At 67.3% G+C, this 19,153-nt stretch carries 17 protein-coding genes; 15 read left to right on the forward strand and 2 right to left on the reverse strand.

The features are described 5' to 3' along the window. Positions 1-80: 80 nt before the first annotated feature. Positions 81-944, reverse strand: a complete 864-nt coding sequence (locus QUV35_RS04280) for an amidohydrolase family protein (protein WP_300871108.1) — start codon at positions 942-944, stop codon at positions 81-83. Positions 945-1,103: 159 nt separating this feature from the next. Between QUV35_RS04280 and QUV35_RS04285 the strand changes: the two genes are divergently transcribed. From QUV35_RS04285 to QUV35_RS04325, 9 genes are all read left to right on the forward strand, one after another. Next, a complete protein-coding gene (locus QUV35_RS04285) occupies positions 1,104-1,892 on the forward strand; it encodes a crotonase/enoyl-CoA hydratase family protein (RefSeq protein ID WP_300871109.1) in 789 nt (262 codons plus the stop codon). A gap of 152 nt (positions 1,893-2,044) precedes the next feature. Then, a complete protein-coding gene (locus tag QUV35_RS04290) occupies positions 2,045-3,910 on the forward strand; it encodes a feruloyl-CoA synthase (protein WP_300871111.1) in 1,866 nt (621 codons plus the stop codon). Continuing rightward, positions 3,907-5,154 carry a thiolase family protein gene (locus QUV35_RS04295; protein ID WP_300871113.1) on the forward strand — a complete coding sequence of 416 codons (1,248 nt, stop codon included), beginning with the start codon at positions 3,907-3,909 and terminating at the stop codon, positions 5,152-5,154. The genes QUV35_RS04290 and QUV35_RS04295 overlap by 4 nt, the downstream gene beginning before the upstream one ends. 16 nt (positions 5,155-5,170) lie before the next feature. After that, complete coding sequence (locus QUV35_RS04300; RefSeq protein ID WP_300871114.1) at positions 5,171-5,935, forward strand: SDR family NAD(P)-dependent oxidoreductase; 765 nt, start codon at positions 5,171-5,173, stop codon at positions 5,933-5,935. Next, positions 5,932-6,351: a thioesterase family protein gene (locus tag QUV35_RS04305; protein ID WP_300871116.1), complete on the forward strand. Its 420-nt coding sequence runs from the start codon at positions 5,932-5,934 to the stop codon at positions 6,349-6,351. Before QUV35_RS04300 ends, QUV35_RS04305 begins: the two co-directional genes overlap by 4 nt. A 73-nt stretch (positions 6,352-6,424) precedes the next feature. Next, positions 6,425-7,417, forward strand: a complete 993-nt coding sequence (locus tag QUV35_RS04310; RefSeq protein ID WP_300871117.1) for a Bug family tripartite tricarboxylate transporter substrate binding protein — start codon at positions 6,425-6,427, stop codon at positions 7,415-7,417. Between the two features lie 17 nt (positions 7,418-7,434). Next, positions 7,435-9,141, forward strand: a complete 1,707-nt coding sequence (locus QUV35_RS04315; RefSeq protein WP_300871118.1) for an acyl-CoA dehydrogenase family protein — start codon at positions 7,435-7,437, stop codon at positions 9,139-9,141. Between the two features lie 2 nt (positions 9,142-9,143). Then, entirely contained in the window at positions 9,144-9,704 is a 561-nt protein-coding gene (locus tag QUV35_RS04320) for a MarR family winged helix-turn-helix transcriptional regulator (protein WP_300871120.1), read from the forward strand. A gap of 136 nt (positions 9,705-9,840) precedes the next feature. Then, positions 9,841-10,179: a winged helix-turn-helix transcriptional regulator gene (locus QUV35_RS04325; RefSeq protein ID WP_300871122.1), complete on the forward strand. Its 339-nt coding sequence runs from the start codon at positions 9,841-9,843 to the stop codon at positions 10,177-10,179. Here QUV35_RS04325 and QUV35_RS04330 read toward each other — a convergent pair whose 3' ends face one another. Next, positions 10,180-11,031, reverse strand: a complete 852-nt coding sequence (locus QUV35_RS04330) for a fumarylacetoacetate hydrolase family protein (RefSeq protein WP_300871124.1) — start codon at positions 11,029-11,031, stop codon at positions 10,180-10,182. A 158-nt stretch (positions 11,032-11,189) separates the two neighbouring features. Between QUV35_RS04330 and grpE the strand changes: the two genes are divergently transcribed. From grpE to QUV35_RS04360, 6 genes are all read left to right on the forward strand, one after another. Then, complete coding sequence (gene grpE / locus QUV35_RS04335; protein ID WP_300871126.1) at positions 11,190-11,756, forward strand: nucleotide exchange factor GrpE; 567 nt, start codon at positions 11,190-11,192, stop codon at positions 11,754-11,756. Between the two features lie 21 nt (positions 11,757-11,777). Beyond that, positions 11,778-13,766, forward strand: a complete 1,989-nt coding sequence (gene dnaK, locus QUV35_RS04340) for a molecular chaperone DnaK (RefSeq protein ID WP_300871127.1) — start codon at positions 11,778-11,780, stop codon at positions 13,764-13,766. 98 nt (positions 13,767-13,864) lie between these two features. Next, positions 13,865-14,998: a molecular chaperone DnaJ gene (dnaJ, locus tag QUV35_RS04345; protein WP_300871128.1), complete on the forward strand. Its 1,134-nt coding sequence runs from the start codon at positions 13,865-13,867 to the stop codon at positions 14,996-14,998. Between the two features lie 156 nt (positions 14,999-15,154). Further along, positions 15,155-16,171: a ZIP family metal transporter gene (locus tag QUV35_RS04350; protein ID WP_300871129.1), complete on the forward strand. Its 1,017-nt coding sequence runs from the start codon at positions 15,155-15,157 to the stop codon at positions 16,169-16,171. Between the two features lie 203 nt (positions 16,172-16,374). Further along, positions 16,375-17,739 carry an MBL fold metallo-hydrolase gene (locus QUV35_RS04355; protein WP_300871130.1) on the forward strand — a complete coding sequence of 455 codons (1,365 nt, stop codon included), beginning with the start codon at positions 16,375-16,377 and terminating at the stop codon, positions 17,737-17,739. A 142-nt stretch (positions 17,740-17,881) separates the two neighbouring features. Beyond that, positions 17,882-19,087 (forward strand): lytic murein transglycosylase, encoded by a 1,206-nt coding sequence (locus QUV35_RS04360; RefSeq protein WP_300871132.1) that lies wholly within the window; start codon positions 17,882-17,884, stop codon positions 19,085-19,087. Positions 19,088-19,153: the final 66 nt, after the last annotated feature.

Here is a 19,153-nt window from a genome sequence, read left to right on the forward strand (position 1 = left end):
CGCCGCCCGGCCGCCCGAAGGCGCTGGCGCTCCCCCTCGGGGGGCAGCGATACGTGAAACGATGAGCGTGGGGGCTGCTCTCACGACAAGCCCAGAAGCCGCACCGCGTTGCCCTTCAGGATGCCGGGCATCACCTCGGGCTTGAAGCCTGCGACTTCGAAGTCCTTCATCCAGCGCTCGGGCGTGATCAGCGGGAAGTCGCTGCCGAACAGGATGCGGTCCTTCAGCAGCGTGTTGGCGTACTGCACGAGTTGCTTGGGAAAGTACTTCGGGCTCCAGCCGCTGAGGTCGATCCACACATTGGGTTTGTGCGTGGCCACGCTGAGCGCCTCGTCCTGCCAGGGAAAACTGGGGTGCGCCATGACGATCTGCATGTCGGGAAAGTCGATGGCCACATCGTCCAGGTGCATGGGGTTGCTGTACTCCAGCCGCAGTCCACCACCGCAGCGCATGCCCGAACCGATGCCGCTGTGCCCGGTGTGAAAGATCGCAGGCAGCTTGTGCGCGTTGATCACCTCGTAGATCGGCCAGGCCATCTTGTCGTAGGGGTGGTAGCCCTGCACCGTGGGGTGGAACTTGAAACCCTTGACGCCCTCCTCCTGGATGAGACGCTCGGCCTCGCGCGCGCCCATCTTTCCCTTGTGCGGGTCGATGCTGGCAAACGCAATCATCATGTCGCTGTTCTCGCGCGCGGCCTGGGCGATCTCTTCGTTCGGGATGCGCCGGCGCCCCAGCTGCGACTCGCTGTCCACGGTGAACATGACCAGGCCGATCTTCTGCTCGCGGTAGTAAGTCACCGTCTCGGCGATGGTGGGCCGGCGGTTGCTGCCGAAGAACTTGTCGGCGGCGCGGTCGTACTCCTCGCCGTAGTTGTCGAAGGGGTTGCGGCAGCTCACCTCGGCGTGGGTGTGGATGTCGATGGCGATGAGGTTCTTGTGGTCCATGTGTGTCTCTCTCGAAGCGGTTGGGTGGGGAGTCAGACCTAGGGAAAACACGGGGGCCGGTCGGACGGGTTTGGCTTGTTTTGGTTATTGTTTATAACCATAATCAAGGTGCAGTTCAAGCGCAAAAACCCCGAACAAACGGCCAAAGCCGACACCCACATGCCCATTCATTCCACCGACATCAGCCTGAGCCTGCAGGGTGCATCGAGCGAGATCGCCGTCATCACGCTCAACCGACCGGCCAAGCGCAACGCGCTCAACGACGGCCTGATCCTGGCGATCCGCGACATGTTCCAGGCCATGCCGCACGGTGTGCGCGCCGCCGTCATCCACGGCAGCGGCGACCACTTCTGCGCCGGCCTGGACCTGTCCGAACTCAGCGAACGCGACGCCGGCCAGGGCCTGCACCATTCACGCATGTGGCACAGCGCGCTGGAGTGCGTGCAATACGGCCCGGTGCCGGTGGTGGCGGCCCTGCACGGTGCGGTGGTGGGCGGTGGGCTGGAACTGGCCAGCACCTGCCACATCCGCGTGGCCGACGAGTCGGCCTTCTTCGCGCTGCCCGAGGGCTCGCGCGGCATCTTCGTGGGCGGCGGCGGCTCGGTGCGCATTCCGCGCCTCATCGGCGCGGCCCGCATGGCCGACATGATGTTCACCGGCCGCGTCTACAAGGCACCCGAGGCCGAACGCATCGGCCTCACCCAGTACCTGGTGCCGCAAGGCGCGGCGCTGGAAAAGGCCATGGAACTGGCCGCACGCATCGCGCAAAACGCACCGCTGACCAACTACGCGCTGATGCACGCACTGCCGCGCATCGCCGAACAGCCAGCCGACCAGGGCTACCTCACCGAAGCCATGATGGCCGCCATCGCGCAGAGCGATCCCGAAGCGAAAACCCGCGTGCGCGCCTTCCTGGAAGGCCGCGCAGCGAAAGTGAAAGGCGACTGACGTCGCTCCCCCCGCGCCGCCTTCGGCGTCACCCCCCTGAGGGGGGCGATGCCTGCGGCCTGGCGAAGCCAGTTCCGCGGCATCTCTGGAAGCAGGCACGTGCGCCGATGAAGCCGGATTTTCGAACCGATCACGACAACAGCAGAGACAACATGACCGCAGTGAAGTACCGCCCCCTCACCTTCGGTGTCACCCGCGCCACGCTGCGCGACGGCGCCACCGGTGTGCACTACCTCAGCGCCGACCAGGACCTGCCGCCCTTCCCCGAGCGCATCACCGACCGGCTGGTGCACTGGGCGCGCACGCGTCCCGATCAGACCGTGTTCGCGCGTCGCACAAAGAACGCCGACGGCAGCACCGGGGACTGGCGCCACATCACGTTCGCACAGGCACTCGACGCCGCGCGCCGCATCGGCCAGGGCCTGCTCGACCGCGGCCTGTCGGCCGAGCGCCCGGTGCTGATCCTGAGTGAAAACGACCTTGAACACGCGCTGCTGGCCCTGGGCTGCATCTGCGCCGGCGTGGCCTACTGCCCGACCTCGCCTGCCTACTCGCTGGTCAGCCAGGATTTCGACAAGCTGCACCACGTGGTGAAGACGCTCACGCCCGGCCTGGTGTTTGCCAGCGATGCGCCACGTTACAGCCGCGCCATGCTGGCCACGCTGGGTGAGGACGTGGAGCTGGTGACCACCGAAGGCACCGTGCCGGGTCGCGCCACCACCTCGTTTGCGTCCTTGCTGGCCACCGAAGCAAGCCCGGCCGTGGACGCCGCCATGGCCGCCACCGGGCCCGACACCATCGTCAAGTTCCTCTTCACCTCGGGCTCGACCAAGATGCCCAAGGCGGTGATCAACACGCAGCGCATGTGGTGCGCCAACCAGCAGCAGATGACGGCATCGATGCCGGTGCTGGCCGAGAGCCCGCTGGTGCTGGTGGACTGGCTGCCCTGGAACCACACCTTCGGCGGCAACCACAACTTCGGCATGGTGCTGTTCCACGGCGGCACGCTCTTCATCGACGACGGCAAGCCCACGCCGGCGCTGATGGCCGAGACGCTGCGCAACCTGCGCGAGATCGCACCCACGGTGTACTTCAACGTGCCCACCGGCTTCGAGGCGATCGCCAACGCCATGCAGTCCGACGACGCCCTGCGCAGGATGCTGCTGTCGCGCGTGCGCATGTTTTTCTACGCCGGCGCGGCGCTGGCGCAGCCGGTCTGGGACGCCCTGCACGCGGTGCAGGAGAGCGAGATCGGCGAGCGCATCGTCATGGGCACCGGCCTGGGCATGACCGAGTCCGGCCCGTTCGGCATCTTCGTGACCAGCCCCACGGTGAAAGCGGGCGACCTGGGCCTGCCCACGCCGGGTCTGGAACTCAAGCTGGTGGACAGCGATGGCAAGACCGAAGTGCGCTACCGGGGGCCCAACATCACGCCGGGCTACTGGCGCATGCCCTCCGAGACCGAAGAGGCCTTTGACGAAGAAGGCTTCTTCAAGACCGGCGACGCGGTGAAATGGATCGACGAGACCGACATCCACCAGGGCCTGAAGTTCGATGGCCGCATTGCCGAGGACTTCAAGCTCGCCACCGGCACCTTCGTGAGCGTGGGCCCGCTGCGCGCGAAGATCATCGCCGCCGGCGCGCCCTACATCCAGGACGTGGTGATCACCGGCCTGAACATGAAGGAAGTCGGCGCCATGGTGTTTCCCACGCCACTGGTGCGCGGGCTCAGCAGCATGGGCACCGAGGCCTCCCTGCACGACGTGCTCAACAGCGCGCCGGTGCTCGAGCACTTCCAGCGGGTGGTGACCGAACTGGCGAAACACGCCACCGGCAGCGCCAGCCGCATCGCGCGCCTGTGCCTGCTGGCCGACCCGCCCACGATCGACCGCGGTGAGATCACCGACAAGGGCTCGATCAACCAGCGCGCCGTGCTGGCCCACCGTGCCGAAACCGTGGCGCGCCTGCACGACGGCACGCTGCACGCGATCCTGCAACCAGAGCAAGACAAAACATGACCACCCGCGGATTCTTCAACGCCTTCGACGACGTCTGGCTGCTGGCCGGCGTGCGCACCCCCATGGTCGACTACTGCGGCGCACTCGGCCACATCTCGCCCACCGACCTCGGCATCAAGGCCGCGCGCGAAGCACTGGCGCGCGCCGGCGTGCCGGGCGAACACATCGGCTCGGTGATCGCCGGCAACATGGCGCCCGGCGACTTCGACCAGTTCTTCCTGCCGCGCCACATCGGGCTGTACGCCGGGGTGCCGGTGGAGGTGCCGGCCATCATGGCGCAGCGCATCTGTGGCACCGGTTTCGAGCTGTTTCGCCAGGCCGGTGAACACATCCAGGGTGGCGCGTGCGACGCGGCGCTGGTGGTGGGCACCGAGAACATGACGCGCAATCCGATCGCCGCCTTCGACCACCGCACCGGTTTCAAGCTCGGTGCGCCGGTGGGCTTCAAGGACTACATGTGGGAGGCGCTCAAGGACCCGGCGGCCGGCATCAACATGATCCAGACCGCCGAGAACCTGGCGAAGCAATACGGCATCACGCGCGAGGAAGTGGATGCGTTTGCCTCGGCTTCGTTCGCCAAGGCGGTGGCGGCGCAGGAGAGCGGCTTCCTCGCCGGCGAGATCGTGCCGGTGATCAGCGAGAAGTTCGAACTCGCCGGTTACCAGGCGCGCGGCATCAGGCTGCAGGGCAAGGCCACCGAGGTGAGCGCCGACACCCATCCGCGCGTCTCGCCGGTGGAGGTGCTGGCCAGGCTGCGCGCGGTGTTCGAAGGCGGCGTGCAGACCGGTGGCAACAGTTCGGCGCTGGTGGACGCGGCGGCGGCCTGCGTGGTCGCATCGGGCGCCTACGCGAAAGCCAACGGCAAGCAGCCGTTGGCGCGCGTGGTCGCTGCATCGGCCGTGGGCGTGCCGCCCGAGATCATGGGCATCGGCCCGGCGCCGGCGATCCGGCTGCTGCTGGAGCGCACCGGGCTCCCGATGAGCGACATCGCGCGCTTCGAGGTCAACGAAGCACAGGGCGCACAAACCCTGGCCGTGGCGCGCGAACTCGGCATGGACCTCGACCGCCTCAACGTCAACGGCGGCGCCATTGCCCTCGGCCACCCGCTGGCCGCCACCGGCGTGCGCCTCACGCTCACGCTGGCGCGCGAACTGCAGCGCAGCGGCCAGCGCTACGGGATCGCCAGCGCCTGCGTGGGCGGTGGCCAGGGCATGGCCCTGCTGATTGAAAACACAAACAAATGAACACAAGGACAACACCATGAACATTCAAGGACACGCCGCCCTCGTCACCGGCGGTGGCTCGGGCCTCGGTGAGGCCACTGCGCGCGAACTTGCTCGCCTGGGCGCCCAGGTGGCGGTGCTCGACGTCAACCTGGACAACGCAAAACGCGTGGCCAGCGAGATCAACGGCATCGCCTGCCACTGCGACATCACCAACACCGAGAGCCTGCAGGCCGCCATGGATGCTGCAGCGGCCGCTCACGGCCCGGCCCGCATCCTGATGAACATCGCCGGCATCGGCAGCGCCAGGCGCGTGGTGGGCAAGGACGGCTCGCCGGCACCGCTGGAAGACTTCGCCAAGGTGGTCACGGTCAACCTGATCGGCACCTACAACGCCAGCCGGCTGTTCGCCGCAGCTTGCGCCAAGCTGGAGCCACTGGAAGACGGCGAGCGCGGTGTGATGGTGTTCACCGCCAGCGTGGCCGCGTTCGACGGCCAGGTGGGACAGCAGGCCTACAGCGCGTCCAAGGGTGGACTGGTGGGCATGACGTTGCCGATGGCGCGCGACCTCGCTCAGCACGGCATCCGGGTCTGCACCATCGCACCGGGCCTGTTCAGCACACCGCTCATGCGCACCCTGCCCGAGCCGGTGCAGGCCTCGCTGGCGGCCAGCATTCCGTTCCCGCCGCGCCTGGGCAAGCCCGAAGAGTTCGCATCGCTGGCCGCGTACATCGTGACCAACACGCACCTGAACGGCGAGGTGATCCGCCTGGACGGCGCCCTTCGCATGGCACCAAGATGAGCAAAGTTGTCGTGTACGAAGTGGACGTGATGTTCGGCGACTGCGACCCGGCCGGCATCGTGTTCTTCCCCAACTTCTCCAAATGGATGGACGCGTCCTCGCTGAACTTTTTCGTGAAAAACGGCGTGCCGCCCTGGCGCGAACTGGTCAAGACGCGCGGCATCGTGGGCACGCCGCTGCTGGAGATCCACACCAGGTTCATGCGCCCGGCCACCTACGGCGAGCGCCTGCAGATCCACACCAGCGTGACCGAGTGGCGCGAGAAGGTGTTCATGCACCTGCATGTGGTCAAACGTGGTGACGACGTTTTGTGCGAAGGCACCGAGACACGCGCCTTCGTGATCCACCCGCCCGAGGCACCCGACCGCATCAAGGCGATTCCCGTGCCCGAGGACATCAAGGCGCTGTGCACCTGAAGCCGCCCTGCCCCAGCTTTCCCCGTTCCTTGCGAAGCGCTTTCCCAACCGACCACCCACCCCGGAGACAACCATGACCACACGCCGCCAGTTCGTCCAGGCCACCGCCGCCACCACCTTGCTGGGTTCGCTCGGCCTGCACCATGCCCACGCGCAGGGCCTGGAGCAGGTGAAGATCGTCAATGGATTTCCTGCCGGCGGCAGCGCCGACGTGACCAGCCGGCGCATCGGCGAAAAACTCGGCGGCAGCGCCTACACGAAGAACGCTGCCGTGGTGGAAAACAAGACCGGGGCGGCCGGGCGCATCGCGGTGGAATCGGTGAAGAACGCCGCGCCCGACGGCAGCACGCTGCTGCTCACGCCCTACTCGATGACGGCGATCTACCCGCACATCTACAAGCAGCTGAGCTACGACCCGTTCAAGGACCTCGCCACCGTCTGCATGGCCTCGCTGCTCACGCACGGACTGGCGGTGGGCCCGATGGTGCCGGCCTCGGTGAAGTCGGTGAAGGACTACCTGGCCTGGGCCAAGGCCAACCCCAAGGACGCCAACTACGGCTCGCCCGCCGCCGGCTCGACGCCGCACTTTCTGGGTGCCCTGCTCGGTCTGGAAAGCGGCGTCGATCTCAAGCATGTGCCGTACCGCGGCTCCATTCCCGGCATCACCGACGTCATCGGCGGCCAGCTCGCCAGCATGGTCACGCCGCACGGCGACTTCCTGGCCAACCACCGCGCCGGCAAGCTGCGCATCATCGCCACCTCGGGCAAGACCCGCTCGCCCTTCGTGCCCGAGGTGCCCACCTTTGCCGAACAGGGCTTTTCCGACCTGGTGGTGGAAGAGTGGTTCGGCTTTTACGCGCCGGCCAGGACACCTGCCGCGGTGATCACCAACGCGAATGCAGCGATCAATGCCGCGCTCAAAGAAAAGACGGTCATCGACTCGCTGGCCCTCTCGGGCATGGTGCCGGTGGGAGGCAGTGCCGATGACATGGCAAAGAGCATGCAGTACTACTTCGAGTTCTGGGGCCCGCTGGTGAAGAAGATCGGCTTCACCGCCGAGTCCTGAGCATTGCGCCGCCACCGATGAACGCCCACCAGCCCCGCGCTGCCGACCACGCCTTCGTGCTGTTCGACGTCCTGCGTGCCCACGAGCGCCTGGCCGAACTGCCGGCCATGCGCGAACACGCCGACACCGCCCTGCTCACCCAGGTGATCGAGGAAGCCGGGCGATTCGTCGGCGAGGTGATCGCCCCGCTCAACCGCAGTGGCGACGAGACCGGCGCGCAATGGAAGGCCGGCGCGGTCACCATGCCACCGGGTTTTCGCGATGCCTACCAGGCCTTCTGGCAGGCGGGCTGGCCTTCGCTGGCCTGCGCGGTGGAAGACGGCGGCCAGGGACTGCCGACCGCGGTGGAGGCGGTGCTGCATGAAATGCTCAACGCCGCCAACCATGGCTGGACCATGGCCCCGGGCCTGCTGCACGGTGCCTACGAATGCATCCGTCACCACGGCAGCCCCGAGCTGAAGGCGCGTTACCTGCAGAAGCTGGCCAGCGGCGAATGGCTGGCCACCATGTGCCTGACCGAGCCGCACGCCGGCAGCGACCTGGGCCTGGTGCAGACCCGCGCCGTGCCGCTGCCCGACGGGCGCTTTGCGCTCAGCGGCACCAAGATCTTCATCTCGGGCGGTGAGCACGACCTCAGCGACAACATCGTGCACCTGGTGCTGGCGCGCCTGCCGGACGGACCGCCGGGGCCCAAGGGCTTGTCGCTCTTTCTGGTGCCGAAGCACCAAACCGATGGAACCCGGTCCAGCGTTCACTGCGAACGCATCGAAGAGAAGATGGGCATTCACGCCAGCCCGACCTGCGTGATGCGGTTTGACGAAGCCGCTGCGTCCATCGTGGGCGAGCCGGGCAAAGGGCTGAACGCGATGTTCGTGATGATGAATGCCGCACGCCTGCTGGTGGGCCTGCAAGGCATCGGTCTGCTGGATGCCGCGTGGCAGAAGGCGCATGCGTACGCGCAGGAACGCAGGCAGATGCGGTCACCCGGCAGCGCCAGCAAGGCCGGTCAGGCTGACTTGATCGGCCTGCACCCCGCCATGCAGCGCATCCTGACCACCCAGCGTGCGTGGATCGACGCCGGGCGGGTGGTCGCCTACCGCACCGCACTCGAACTCGACACGCAGAAGCACCACCCCGAGGCCGCGCAGCGCGAAGCCGCCGCGCGCTGGTGCAGCCTGGTCACACCCGTGCTCAAGTCGGCCTGGACCGAACAGGCCTTCAGCGGCGCCAGCGCCTGCCTGCAGGTGTTCGGTGGCCACGGCTACGTGCGCGAATGGGGCATCGAGCAGCACGTGCGCGACGCGCGCGTGGCCATGATCTACGAGGGCACCAACGAGATCCAGGCGATCGACCTGCTGGTGCGCAAGACCCTGCCCGATGGTGGTCTCGCGCTGCAGACCTTGCTGGGTGAACTCGCGGCAGAGCCCGGGCAGGACCCGCGAACCCGGCAGGCGCTGCAGACCTTCGCCGACTTCGTGCGCGAGCAGGTGGTGCCCGGCAGCCGCACGGCCGACGCACAAGCGTTCTGGCTGGCCGACGATTTCCTGCGCGCCCAGGCCCTGCTGCTGATGGCCTGGGCCTGGGGCCGCCTGTCCAGCGCCTCGGGCCACGACGCCACGGCACATGCCGCGTTCTGGCGCTGGGTCTGGCCCGAATTCGCCATGCGCATGGACATGATGCACGCCACTCTGGCGGCTGCGCCTGCACAGGCGGCTATGCTCTGACGATGCCCGAAACCTCCACCGCCAATGCCATGCGCCGTCCGCGCGGACCACGCAAGAAAGACACCGGCGACGTTCTCCTGGCCGATGGAGCCCCGGGCAACGCAGCGGGCGCCCCGGTCGACGCGCCCGAGGTGGACACGTCGTACCTTGAATCCCTGCTGGGCTACAACGCACGACGCGCCGCGCTCACCATCATTGCGCTGTTCCTGCGCCGCATGGCGCCCTTCGACCTGCGCCCGGTCGACTTCTCGGTGCTCACGGTGGTGGCGCACAACCCCGGCGTGACCTCCCGCCAGATCTGCGCGGCACTCGACATCCTGCCGCCCAACCTGGTGGGCATGGTCAAGGCCCTGCACAAACGCGGCCTGATCGAGCGCCAGCCCCATCCCACCGACCGACGGGCCCAGGGCCTGCACCTGACCCCGGCCGGACAGCGCCTGCACGCCCAGGCGCAGAAGACCGCCACCCAACTCGAACAGGAAGCCACGCACACGCTCACCCGGGGCGAGCTGCAGACGCTCACCACCCTGTTGCGCAAGGTCTACCGCGGCACGGCCGCCTGACAATCCGGGTAAATCCGTAGCAGTCGGCCTTTGCGCCACATTGCTGCAGCGCACGCAGCTAGCAAACTGGTAGCAGCCGGGCTTCGTGTCTATAGTTCTCCTTCAGGCTTTCGCCAGGCCTCCCAGGAGAATCCGCATGAGTGCCAAAGACAACGCCGCCGTGATCCAGCTGTTCGACCTGCTTGAATCGCGCTACGCCATGCGGGTCATCTGGGCACTCTCCGACGGCCACCCCCAGACCTTCCGCCTGCTCCAGGACAGCGTCGGGGGTGTCACGCCCAACACCCTGAACACCCGCATCAAGGAGTTGCGCGCCGCGCACCTGGTGGACCACACCGGCCAGGGCTACCGGCTCACCACACTGGGCGCCGACCTCGCGCGCCGCCTGAGCGACGTGCAGCAGTTCGCCGGCAAGTGGTCGCACCAGCAGGCACGCGTGGCGGCCAATGCCACCGCGCCGCAGCCCGGCGCCTGATCAGGCGGCGGGGCTGGCCACCACCACCTGACGCTGTTCTCCGAGTCCGCGCGCCCCCAGGCTCACGACGTCCCCGGCTTTCAGGTACATCGGCGGCTTGTGGCCCATGCCCACGCCGGGCGGCGTGCCGGTGGGGATCACATCGCCGGGCTGCAAGGCCATGAAACGGGAGAGGTAGCTCACGATGGTCTTCACGCCGAAGATCATGGTGCGGGTGTTGCCGGTCTGGCGGCGCTCGCCGTTCACATCGAGCCACAGGTCCACGTCCTGCGGATCCCCCAGCTCGTCGGGCGTCACCAGCCACGGCCCGATCGGGCAGTGCGTGGGGTAGCTCTTGCCCTTGGCCCACTGACCTTCGTATTCCATCTGGTAAGCCCGCTCCGACACGTCGTTGACCAGGCAAAAGCCGGCGACAAAACCCATCGCCTCGTCTTCGCTCACATGGAAGGCGGTGCGCCCGATCACGATGCCCAGCTCGACTTCCCAGTCGAGCTTCTGTGCACCCGGTGGCAGCCAGACGTCGTCGTCGGGCCCGCTGATGGCGCCGCTGTGCTTGTTGAACACGATGGGCTGGCCCGGGGCCTTCAGACCGGCCTCGGCCGCGTGGTCGGCGTAGTTCAGGCCGATGCCGATCACGTTGCCCACGCCACCCACGCAGGGGCCGAACCGGGTGCCGGGGGGCACGGCGGGCAGACCGGTCGGGTCCAGCGCGGCCAGACGGGCCATAGAATCACGCCCCAGGGTGGCCGGGTGGATGTCGGCCACCACACCCGACAGATCGCGCAGCGTTCCGCTGGCGTCGATCAGCCCGGGTTTCTCGGCACCCGCGGGTCCATGGCGAAAGAGTTTCATGGGTTCAACCTGTTGAGTCGTCTGTTGGAAAGGGGCCGATTGTGGGCCCCGGACGGTCGAAGGGCTGTCGCCTTCTTGAAAACCGGCCCGATGCCCCCAAGTGATTCCCTGCGGTCTGCATGGCCCCTCCTTTTTCACGAACTTTTCCATTCATTTCCATGAGCCAAGACAACCCGCCTGCCGACAACGCCGCCTTGGAACCCAGCGCGCCCGTGAGTCCCGAAGAGGCGATGGCGGCCGCCGCACTGGCCGAGGCGGAAGCGATCAATGCCCTGAGCCACGAAGTGGCGACGCTGAAGGCGCAGAACGCCGACCTGGCCGAGCAGTTCCTGCGCGCCAAGGCCGAAGCCGAAAACACCCGCCGCCGCGCCGAGGAAGAGATCAGCAAATCGCGCAAGTTCGCGGTGGAGAGCTTTGCCGAGAGCCTGCTGCCCGTGGCCGACAGCCTGGAGGCTGGCCTGGCCATCACCGAAGCCACCCGCGAGCAGCTGCGCGAAGGGTCCGAGGCCACGCTCAAACAGCTCAAGAGCGCGCTGGAGCGCCACCGTGTGCTGGAGATCAACCCGTCGAGTTCGGCGAAGTTCGACCCCCACCAGCACCAGGCCATCAGCATGGTGCCGGCCGCCCAGGAGCCCAACACCGTGGTGAGCGTGCTGCAAAAGGGCTATTCCATTGCCGACCGCGTGCTGCGACCGGCCCTGGTCACGGTCACCGCACCCAAATAAGTTTCCGGAGCGACGGAGCTCTTGAAAGCGCCCGTCTTATCCACACCTCATCCACATCGTTTTCAACAATCTTTTTCCAGACGGAGTCACAACATGGGACGAATCATCGGCATTGACCTGGGCACCACCAACTCGTGCGTGTCCATCATGGAGGGCAACACCACCAAGGTGATCGAGAACTCGGAAGGTGCCCGCACCACGCCGTCGATCGTGGCTTACCAGGAAGACGGTGAAGTGCTGGTGGGCGCCTCGGCCAAGCGCCAGGCCGTGACCAACCCGCGCAACACGCTCTACGCGATCAAGCGCCTGATCGGCCGCAAGTTCACCGAGAAGGAAGTGCAGAAGGACATCAACCTGATGCCCTACACCATCGTGGCGGCCGACAACGGCGACGCCTGGGTGGAAGTGCGCGGCAAGCAGATCTCGGCCCAGCAGGTCAGTGCCGACATCCTGCGCAAGATGAAGAAGACCGCCGAGGACTACCTGGGCGAGCCGGTGACCGAGGCCGTGATCACGGTGCCTGCGTACTTCAACGACGCACAGCGCCAGGCCACCAAGGACGCCGGCCGGATCGCCGGCCTGGACGTCAAGCGCATCATCAACGAGCCCACCGCCGCGGCCCTGGCCTTCGGTCTGGACAAGCAGGAAAAGGGCGACCGCAAGATCGCCGTGTACGACCTCGGTGGCGGCACGTTCGACGTGTCCATCATCGAGATCGCCGACGTCGATGGCGAGAAGCAGTTCGAAGTGCTCTCCACCAACGGCGACACCTTCCTGGGCGGTGAAGACTTCGACCAGCGCATCATCGACTACATCATTGCCGAGTTCAAAAAGGAACAGGGCGTCGACCTGAGCAAGGATGTTCTGGCCCTGCAGCGCCTGAAGGAAGCCGCCGAGAAGGCCAAGATCGAGCTCTCCAGCTCGGCCGCCACCGACCTGAACCTGCCCTACATCACGGCCGACGCATCGGGCCCGAAGCACCTGAACATCAAGCTCACGCGCGCCAAGCTCGAAGCCCTGGTGGAAGAACTGATCGAGCGCACCATCGCGCCCTGCCGCATGGCCATCAAGGACGCCGGCATCAGCGCGTCCGACATCCACGACGTCATCCTGGTCGGCGGCATGACCCGCATGCCCAAGGTGCAGGAGAAGGTCAAGGAGTTCTTCGGCAAGGAGCCACGCAAGGACGTGAACCCCGACGAAGCCGTGGCCGTGGGTGCTGCCATCCAGGGCCAGGTGCTGTCGGGTGACCGCAAGGACGTGCTGCTGCTCGACGTGACCCCGCTGAGCCTGGGCATCGAGACCATGGGCGGCGTCATGACCAAGATGATCCAGAAGAACACCACGATCCCGACCAAGTTCGCGCAGACGTTCTCGACCGCCGAGGACAACCAGCCGGCCGTGACGATCAAGGTGTTCCAGGGCGAGCGTGAAATCGCATCGGGCAACAAGCTGCTCGGCGAGTTCAACCTCGAGGGCATTCCGGCCTCGCCGCGCGGCATGCCGCAAATCGAGGTGTCGTTCGACATCGACGCCAACGGCATCCTGCACGTGGGCGCAAAAGACAAGGGCACCGGCAAGGAAAACAAGATCACCATCAAGGCGAACTCGGGCCTGAGCGAAGCCGAGATCCAGCAGATGGTCAAGGACGCCGAACTCAATGCCGCCGACGACAAGAAGAAGGTCGAACTGGTGCAGGCGCGCAACCAGGCCGAGGCCATGGTGCACAGCGTGAAGAAGAGCCTGGGCGAGCACGGCGACAAGCTCGAAGCCGCCGAGAAGGAAGCCATCGAGTCGGCCCTGAAGGACGCGGAAGAAGCGGCCAAGGGCGAAGACAAGGAAGCCATCGAAGCGAAGACCGAGGCGCTGATGACCGCCAGCCAGAAGCTCTACGCCGCATCGCAGGCCGAGCAGGCCAGCGCGGCCGGCGGTGCAGAGAACCCGGGCAGCAACAAGGCGGCCGACGACGACGTGGTCGACGCCGAAGTCAAGGAAGTGAAGAAGTCCTGATTCGCTGAGCCCTTTCGATCATCCGCCGCGTCAGGGCAACCTGCCGCGGCGTTTGTGTTCCAACCGAACTGCCAGGGGCTGTCGAGCCCCCAAACACCATGGCCAAACGCGATTTTTACGAAGTGCTGGGCGTGCCCAAGAATGCCGGGGACGAGGAAATCAAGAAGGCGTATCGCAAGCTGGCGATGAAGCACCACCCTGACCGCAACCAGGGCGATGCGGCCAAGGCGGCGGAAGAGCGTTTCAAGGAGGCGAAAGAAGCCTACGAGATGCTGTCCGACCCGCAGAAGAAGGCGGCCTACGACCAGTACGGTCACGCCGGCGTGGACCCCAACCTGCGTGGTGGCGCAGCCGGCGCCGAGGGTTTCGGCGGCTTCTCCGAGTCGTTCGGCGACATCTTCGGCGACATCTTCGGTGGCGCGCGCGGTCAGCGCAACGGCCGCCAGGTCTACCGGGGTGCCGACCTGTCCTACGCGATGGAAATCTCGCTCGAGGAAGCGGCCAGCGGCAAGGACACGCAGATCCGGATTCCGAGCTGGGACGACTGCGAAACCTGCACCGGCACCGGCGCCAAACCCGGCACCAGCGTGAAGACCTGCAGCACCTGCCACGGCCAGGGCCAGGTGCAGATGCGCCAGGGCTTCTTCAGCGTGCAGCAGACCTGCCCGCAGTGCAGCGGCACCGGCAAGATCATTCCCGAGCCCTGCCCCACCTGCCACGGCCAGGGCAAGATCAAGAAGCAGAAGACGCTCGAGATCAAGATCCCCGCCGGCATCGACGACGGCCAGCGCATCCGCAGCACCGGCAACGGCGAGCCGGGGCAGAACGGCGGCCCTTCGGGCGACCTCTACATCGAAGTGCGCCTGCGCAAGCACGACATCTTCGAGCGCGAAGGCGACGACCTGCACTGCCAGGTGCCGGTGAGCATGACGGTGGCCGCCCTCGGCGGCGAGATCGACGTGCCCACGCTCGCGGGCAAGGCCACCATCGATCTGCCCGAAGGCACGCAAAGCGGCAAGACCTTCCGCCTGCGCGGCAAGGGCGTCAAAGGTGTGCGCAGCAGCTACCCCGGCGACCTGTACTGCCACGTGGCGGTGGAAACCCCGATCAAGCTCACCGAACACCAGCGCAAGCTGCTCAAGGAGCTCGACGAATCGTTCAAGAAGGGCGGCCACAAGCACAGCCCGAACGACAAGGGCTGGTTCGAAAAGGCCAAGTCGTTCTTCAGCTGAAAACCGGCTTCATGAACGCATCGGGGGCGCCGCTCAAGCGGCGCCCCTTTTTTTCGGCTGCGCATCTATGCGCCCCATTGCCAATATCGATTGGCTTAAGTCGATAGATTTTGTCAAACTGACTGCCGTGTCTGTTTTTCCGTTTGTGAGGTTTCCATGGCCGCCCTGATCCGACAAGTCCGCCCCGTCTGGGACCAGCTGCAGGAGCTCGACCTGCAGGTGCCCGCCCACGCCCTGCGCAAGGCCTTGCTCGCGCTGGGCGCCGGCCTGCTTGTCATGGCAGGCCTGGCGGCCCTGAGCACGTTCTGGGCGCCCACCCGCGCCTGGTGGACCGCAGCGGACAACGGCAGCGCCATGGCAGCGGGTGTGCAGGCGTCCCTGCTGGCGGCGGTGGCCACGGCCGTGGGCGCCCTGCCGGTGTTTCTGGTGCAGCGGGTGAGCAAGCTGCAGGAAGCGGCACTGATGTCGTTCTCGGCCGGCATCATGCTGGCCGCCGCCATCTTCGCGCTGCTGCTGCCTTCGCTGGCGGCCGGAAGGGAACTGCTGGCCGGCATGGGCGGCGCGGCCACGGGTGCCGCTGCGCTCAGCGGCGTGGGGTTGGCGCTGGGCATGGGCCTGATGCTGGCCATCGACCGGTTCACGCCGCACGAACACGCGGTGCTGCCACCGGCCGCCCTCGGCCACACGGGCGCCTGGGGCACCCCGGCCGACAGCGCGGCGGTGCAGCGCGCCAGGCTCATGGTGCTGGCCATCCTGATCCACAACCTGCCCGAAGGCCTGGCGGTCGGCGCTGCCTACGCGGGCCTGGAGGACGCGGGTGGCGCTCAGGCAGGCGCATCGGTGGCGCTGGCCATCGGCCTGCAGAACATGCCCGAAGGACTGATCGTGGCCATGGCGCTGCGCACCCTGGGCCGCAGCGCTGCCCAGGCCTGGGGTGTGGCGGCACTCACCGGCCTGGCCGAACCGCTGGGCGCGATCCTGGGCTTGTGGGTGCTTGGCAGCGTGCCGGTCTTCTACCCCATGGGGCTGGCGCTGGCTGCCGGCGCGATGCTGTTCGTGGTCAGCCATGAAATCATTCCCGAGACTCACCGCAACGGGTTCGAGACCATGGCCACGAGCACCTTGCTGGCCGGTTTCATCTTCATGCTGCTGCTGGATGCGGCCCTGAACTGAGCCCCACGCTCCACCGCTGCGCGGGTCGCTGCCCCCGAGGGGCGCGGCCTTGCTGGGGACGGCCCGGCGCGGCGGCCCTGAACCGAGCCCCACGCTCCACCGCTGCGCGGGTCGCTGCCCCCGAGGGGCGCGGCCTTGCTGGGGACGGCCCGGCGCGGCGGCCCTGAACCGAGCCAAAAGATGCGGGGCGTAAGATGCTTTGAATGAACGTTCACATCCGATTCCTCGGCGGCGCCGGCACCGTCACCGGCTCCAAATACCTGGTCGAACACGACGGCCAGAGCCTGCTGGTCGACTGCGGTCTTTTCCAGGGCTACAAACAATTGCGCCTGCGCAACCGCGACCCGCTCCCGGTGTTGCCCAACCACATCGGTGCCGTGCTGCTCACCCACGCCCACCTCGACCACAGCGGCTACCTGCCGCTGCTGGCACGCGAGGGCTTTCATGGCAAGGTGTGGGCCACGCCGGCCACGCGCGACCTTGCAAAAATCCTTCTGCCCGACAGCGGTCACATCCAGGAAGAGGACGCGGCCTTCGCCAACCGCAAGGGGTTCTCCAAACACTCACCCGCCCTGCCGCTCTACACCGAGAGCGATGCGCTGGACAGCCTCAAGCTGTTTCGCACCGTCGCCATGCACCAGGCCTTCGAGCCGCTGCACGGTTGGACGGCTCGCTTCTCGGGCGCAGGCCACATCCTGGGGGCAGCGAGTCTGCTGCTGGAGGTGGGCGGGCGGCGCATCCTGTTCTCGGGCGACCTCGGGCGGCCGGACGACGCGCTGATGCTCGCGCCCGACGCGCCCCCGGCCGCCGATGTGGTGGTGTGCGAGTCGACCTACGGTGACCGTGATCATCCCGACGAGGACGTGCTGGCCGAACTCGGCCCGGCGCTCTCGCGCGTGGCCGCGCGCGGCGGCTCGGCGGTGGTGCCGGTGTTCGCCGTGGGCCGTGCCCAGGCCCTGCTGCACGCCATCGCCCAGCTCAAGGCCAGCGGCCAGCTGCCCTTGAGTCTGCCGGTGTACCTCGACAGCCCGATGGCCATCCACAGCACCGAACTTTTTGAGCACCACATGGGCGAGCACCGGCTGAGCGCGGAACAATGTCGCGCCATGTCGCAGGTGGCGAAGATGACGCGCACGGCCGACGAGTCCAAGGCCATTGCCCGCCAGCACGGCCCCAAGGTGATCCTGTCGGCCAGCGGCATGGCCACCGGCGGGCGCGTGCTGCACCACCTGGTGCAGTACCTCGGCGACCACCGCAACATGGTGGTGCTCACCGGCTACCAGGCGCCCGGCACGCGCGGCGCCACACTGGCCAACGGCGGCACCCAGCTGCGCATCCACGGTCAGGACCTGCCGGTGCGCGCCGAGATCGTGCAGCTCCAGTCGGCCTCGGCACACGCCGACGCCGGGCAACTGCTGGCCTGGCTGCGCGCCCTGCCGCAACCACCGCGGCGCGTGTTCGTGACGCATGGCGACATGGAAGCCTCGGACCGGCTGCGCCACCGCATCGAAATCGAACTGCGCTGGCAGGCGCTGGTGCCTGAGCACGGCAGCACCTGGAGTGCTTGAAGAAACACCCCCCGCGTCGCCTTCGGTGTCTCTGGCTGTGGTGTTCGCATGCGATACGGCTCAAGTTCCACCGGTGAACCGGCATGAAACAATTCCTCACACGGCTCGCTGAACGCGGCCGGGCTGCACCACTCCCAACCCGATGAATCTTCAACAAGCCTGCATCCTCCTGGGCGCCGCCCTGCTCTCGTCTGCGGCCTGGGCCCAGTCCCCGCCACCGGTCTCCAACCCCGAATTCGACACCTGCCTGAACACGCTGCGTGCCCCCGCGCGTGCCGCCGGCGTGCGCGACGAGACGTTTGCCCTGCACACACAGAACCTCACGCCCGACATGAGCGTGATCGACAAGCTCAACTTCCAGCCCGAGTTCCGCACCGCCATCTGGGACTACCTCGCCGGCCTGGTGGACGAAGAGCGGGTGGCCGAGGGCCGTGCCATGCTGGAGCGCCATGCCCAGACGCTCGCACGCGTGAACGAGCGCTACGGCGTGGACCCGGCCACCGTGGTCGCGGTCTGGGGCGTGGAGAGCAACTTCGGCCAGACCTTCGGCAAATCCCCGCTGGTGCAGTCACTCGGCACGCTCTCGTGTTTCGGGCGGCGCCAGGCCTATTTCCGCACCGAGTTCTATGCCACGCTGCGCATCCTGCAAGCCGGCCACATCGCACCCGAGCGCCTCGTGGGTTCCTGGGCGGGTGCCTTCGGCCACACCCAGTTCATGCCCAGCACCTTCGAGCGTCTGGCGGTGGACTTCGACGGCGACGGCAAGGCCGACCTGATGGACAGCACCAGCGACGCGCTCGCCTCCACCGCCAACTTTCTCGCCAGGGCGGGCTGGCAGAGCGGACAGTCCTGGGGCTTCGAGGTGAAGCTGCCCGAAGGATTCAACGTCACCGGCGAAGGGCGCCGCACCAAACGCACCATGGGTGAGTGGGCCGCGCGTGGTCTCAAGCGCGTGGATGGGACTGCGCTGCCCGCCAGCGCCAGCGCCGGCCTCATGACCCCCGCCGGCGCACAAGGCCCGGCCTTCCTGGTGCTGCGCAACTTCGACGCGATCTACAGCTACAACGCGGCCGAGAGCTATGGCCTCGCCATCGCGCACCTGGCCGACCGGCTGCGTGGCGGCGGCCCCTTCGCCACGCCCTGGCCCACCGACGACCCGGGCATCTCGCGCGCCGAGCGCCGCGAGGTGCAGACGCTGCTGATCGCACGCGGGCACGACATCGGCGCGGTCGACGGCATGCTGGGCGACAAGAGCCGCGCGGCCATCCGCGTGGAGCAGCAGCGCCTGGGACACGAAGCCAGCGGACGCGCCGGGCAGAAGCTGCTCAAGGCGCTGCGAGGGGGTTGAACCTCAGGCAGCAGGCCCGCCCGTCCATGCAGATCGAGGCCTGACAACCCGCCCCGGACAAGGCCT

The sequence above is a fragment of the Hydrogenophaga sp. genome, assembly GCF_030373225.1.
Lineage (GTDB): Bacteria > Pseudomonadota > Gammaproteobacteria > Burkholderiales > Burkholderiaceae_C > Hydrogenophaga.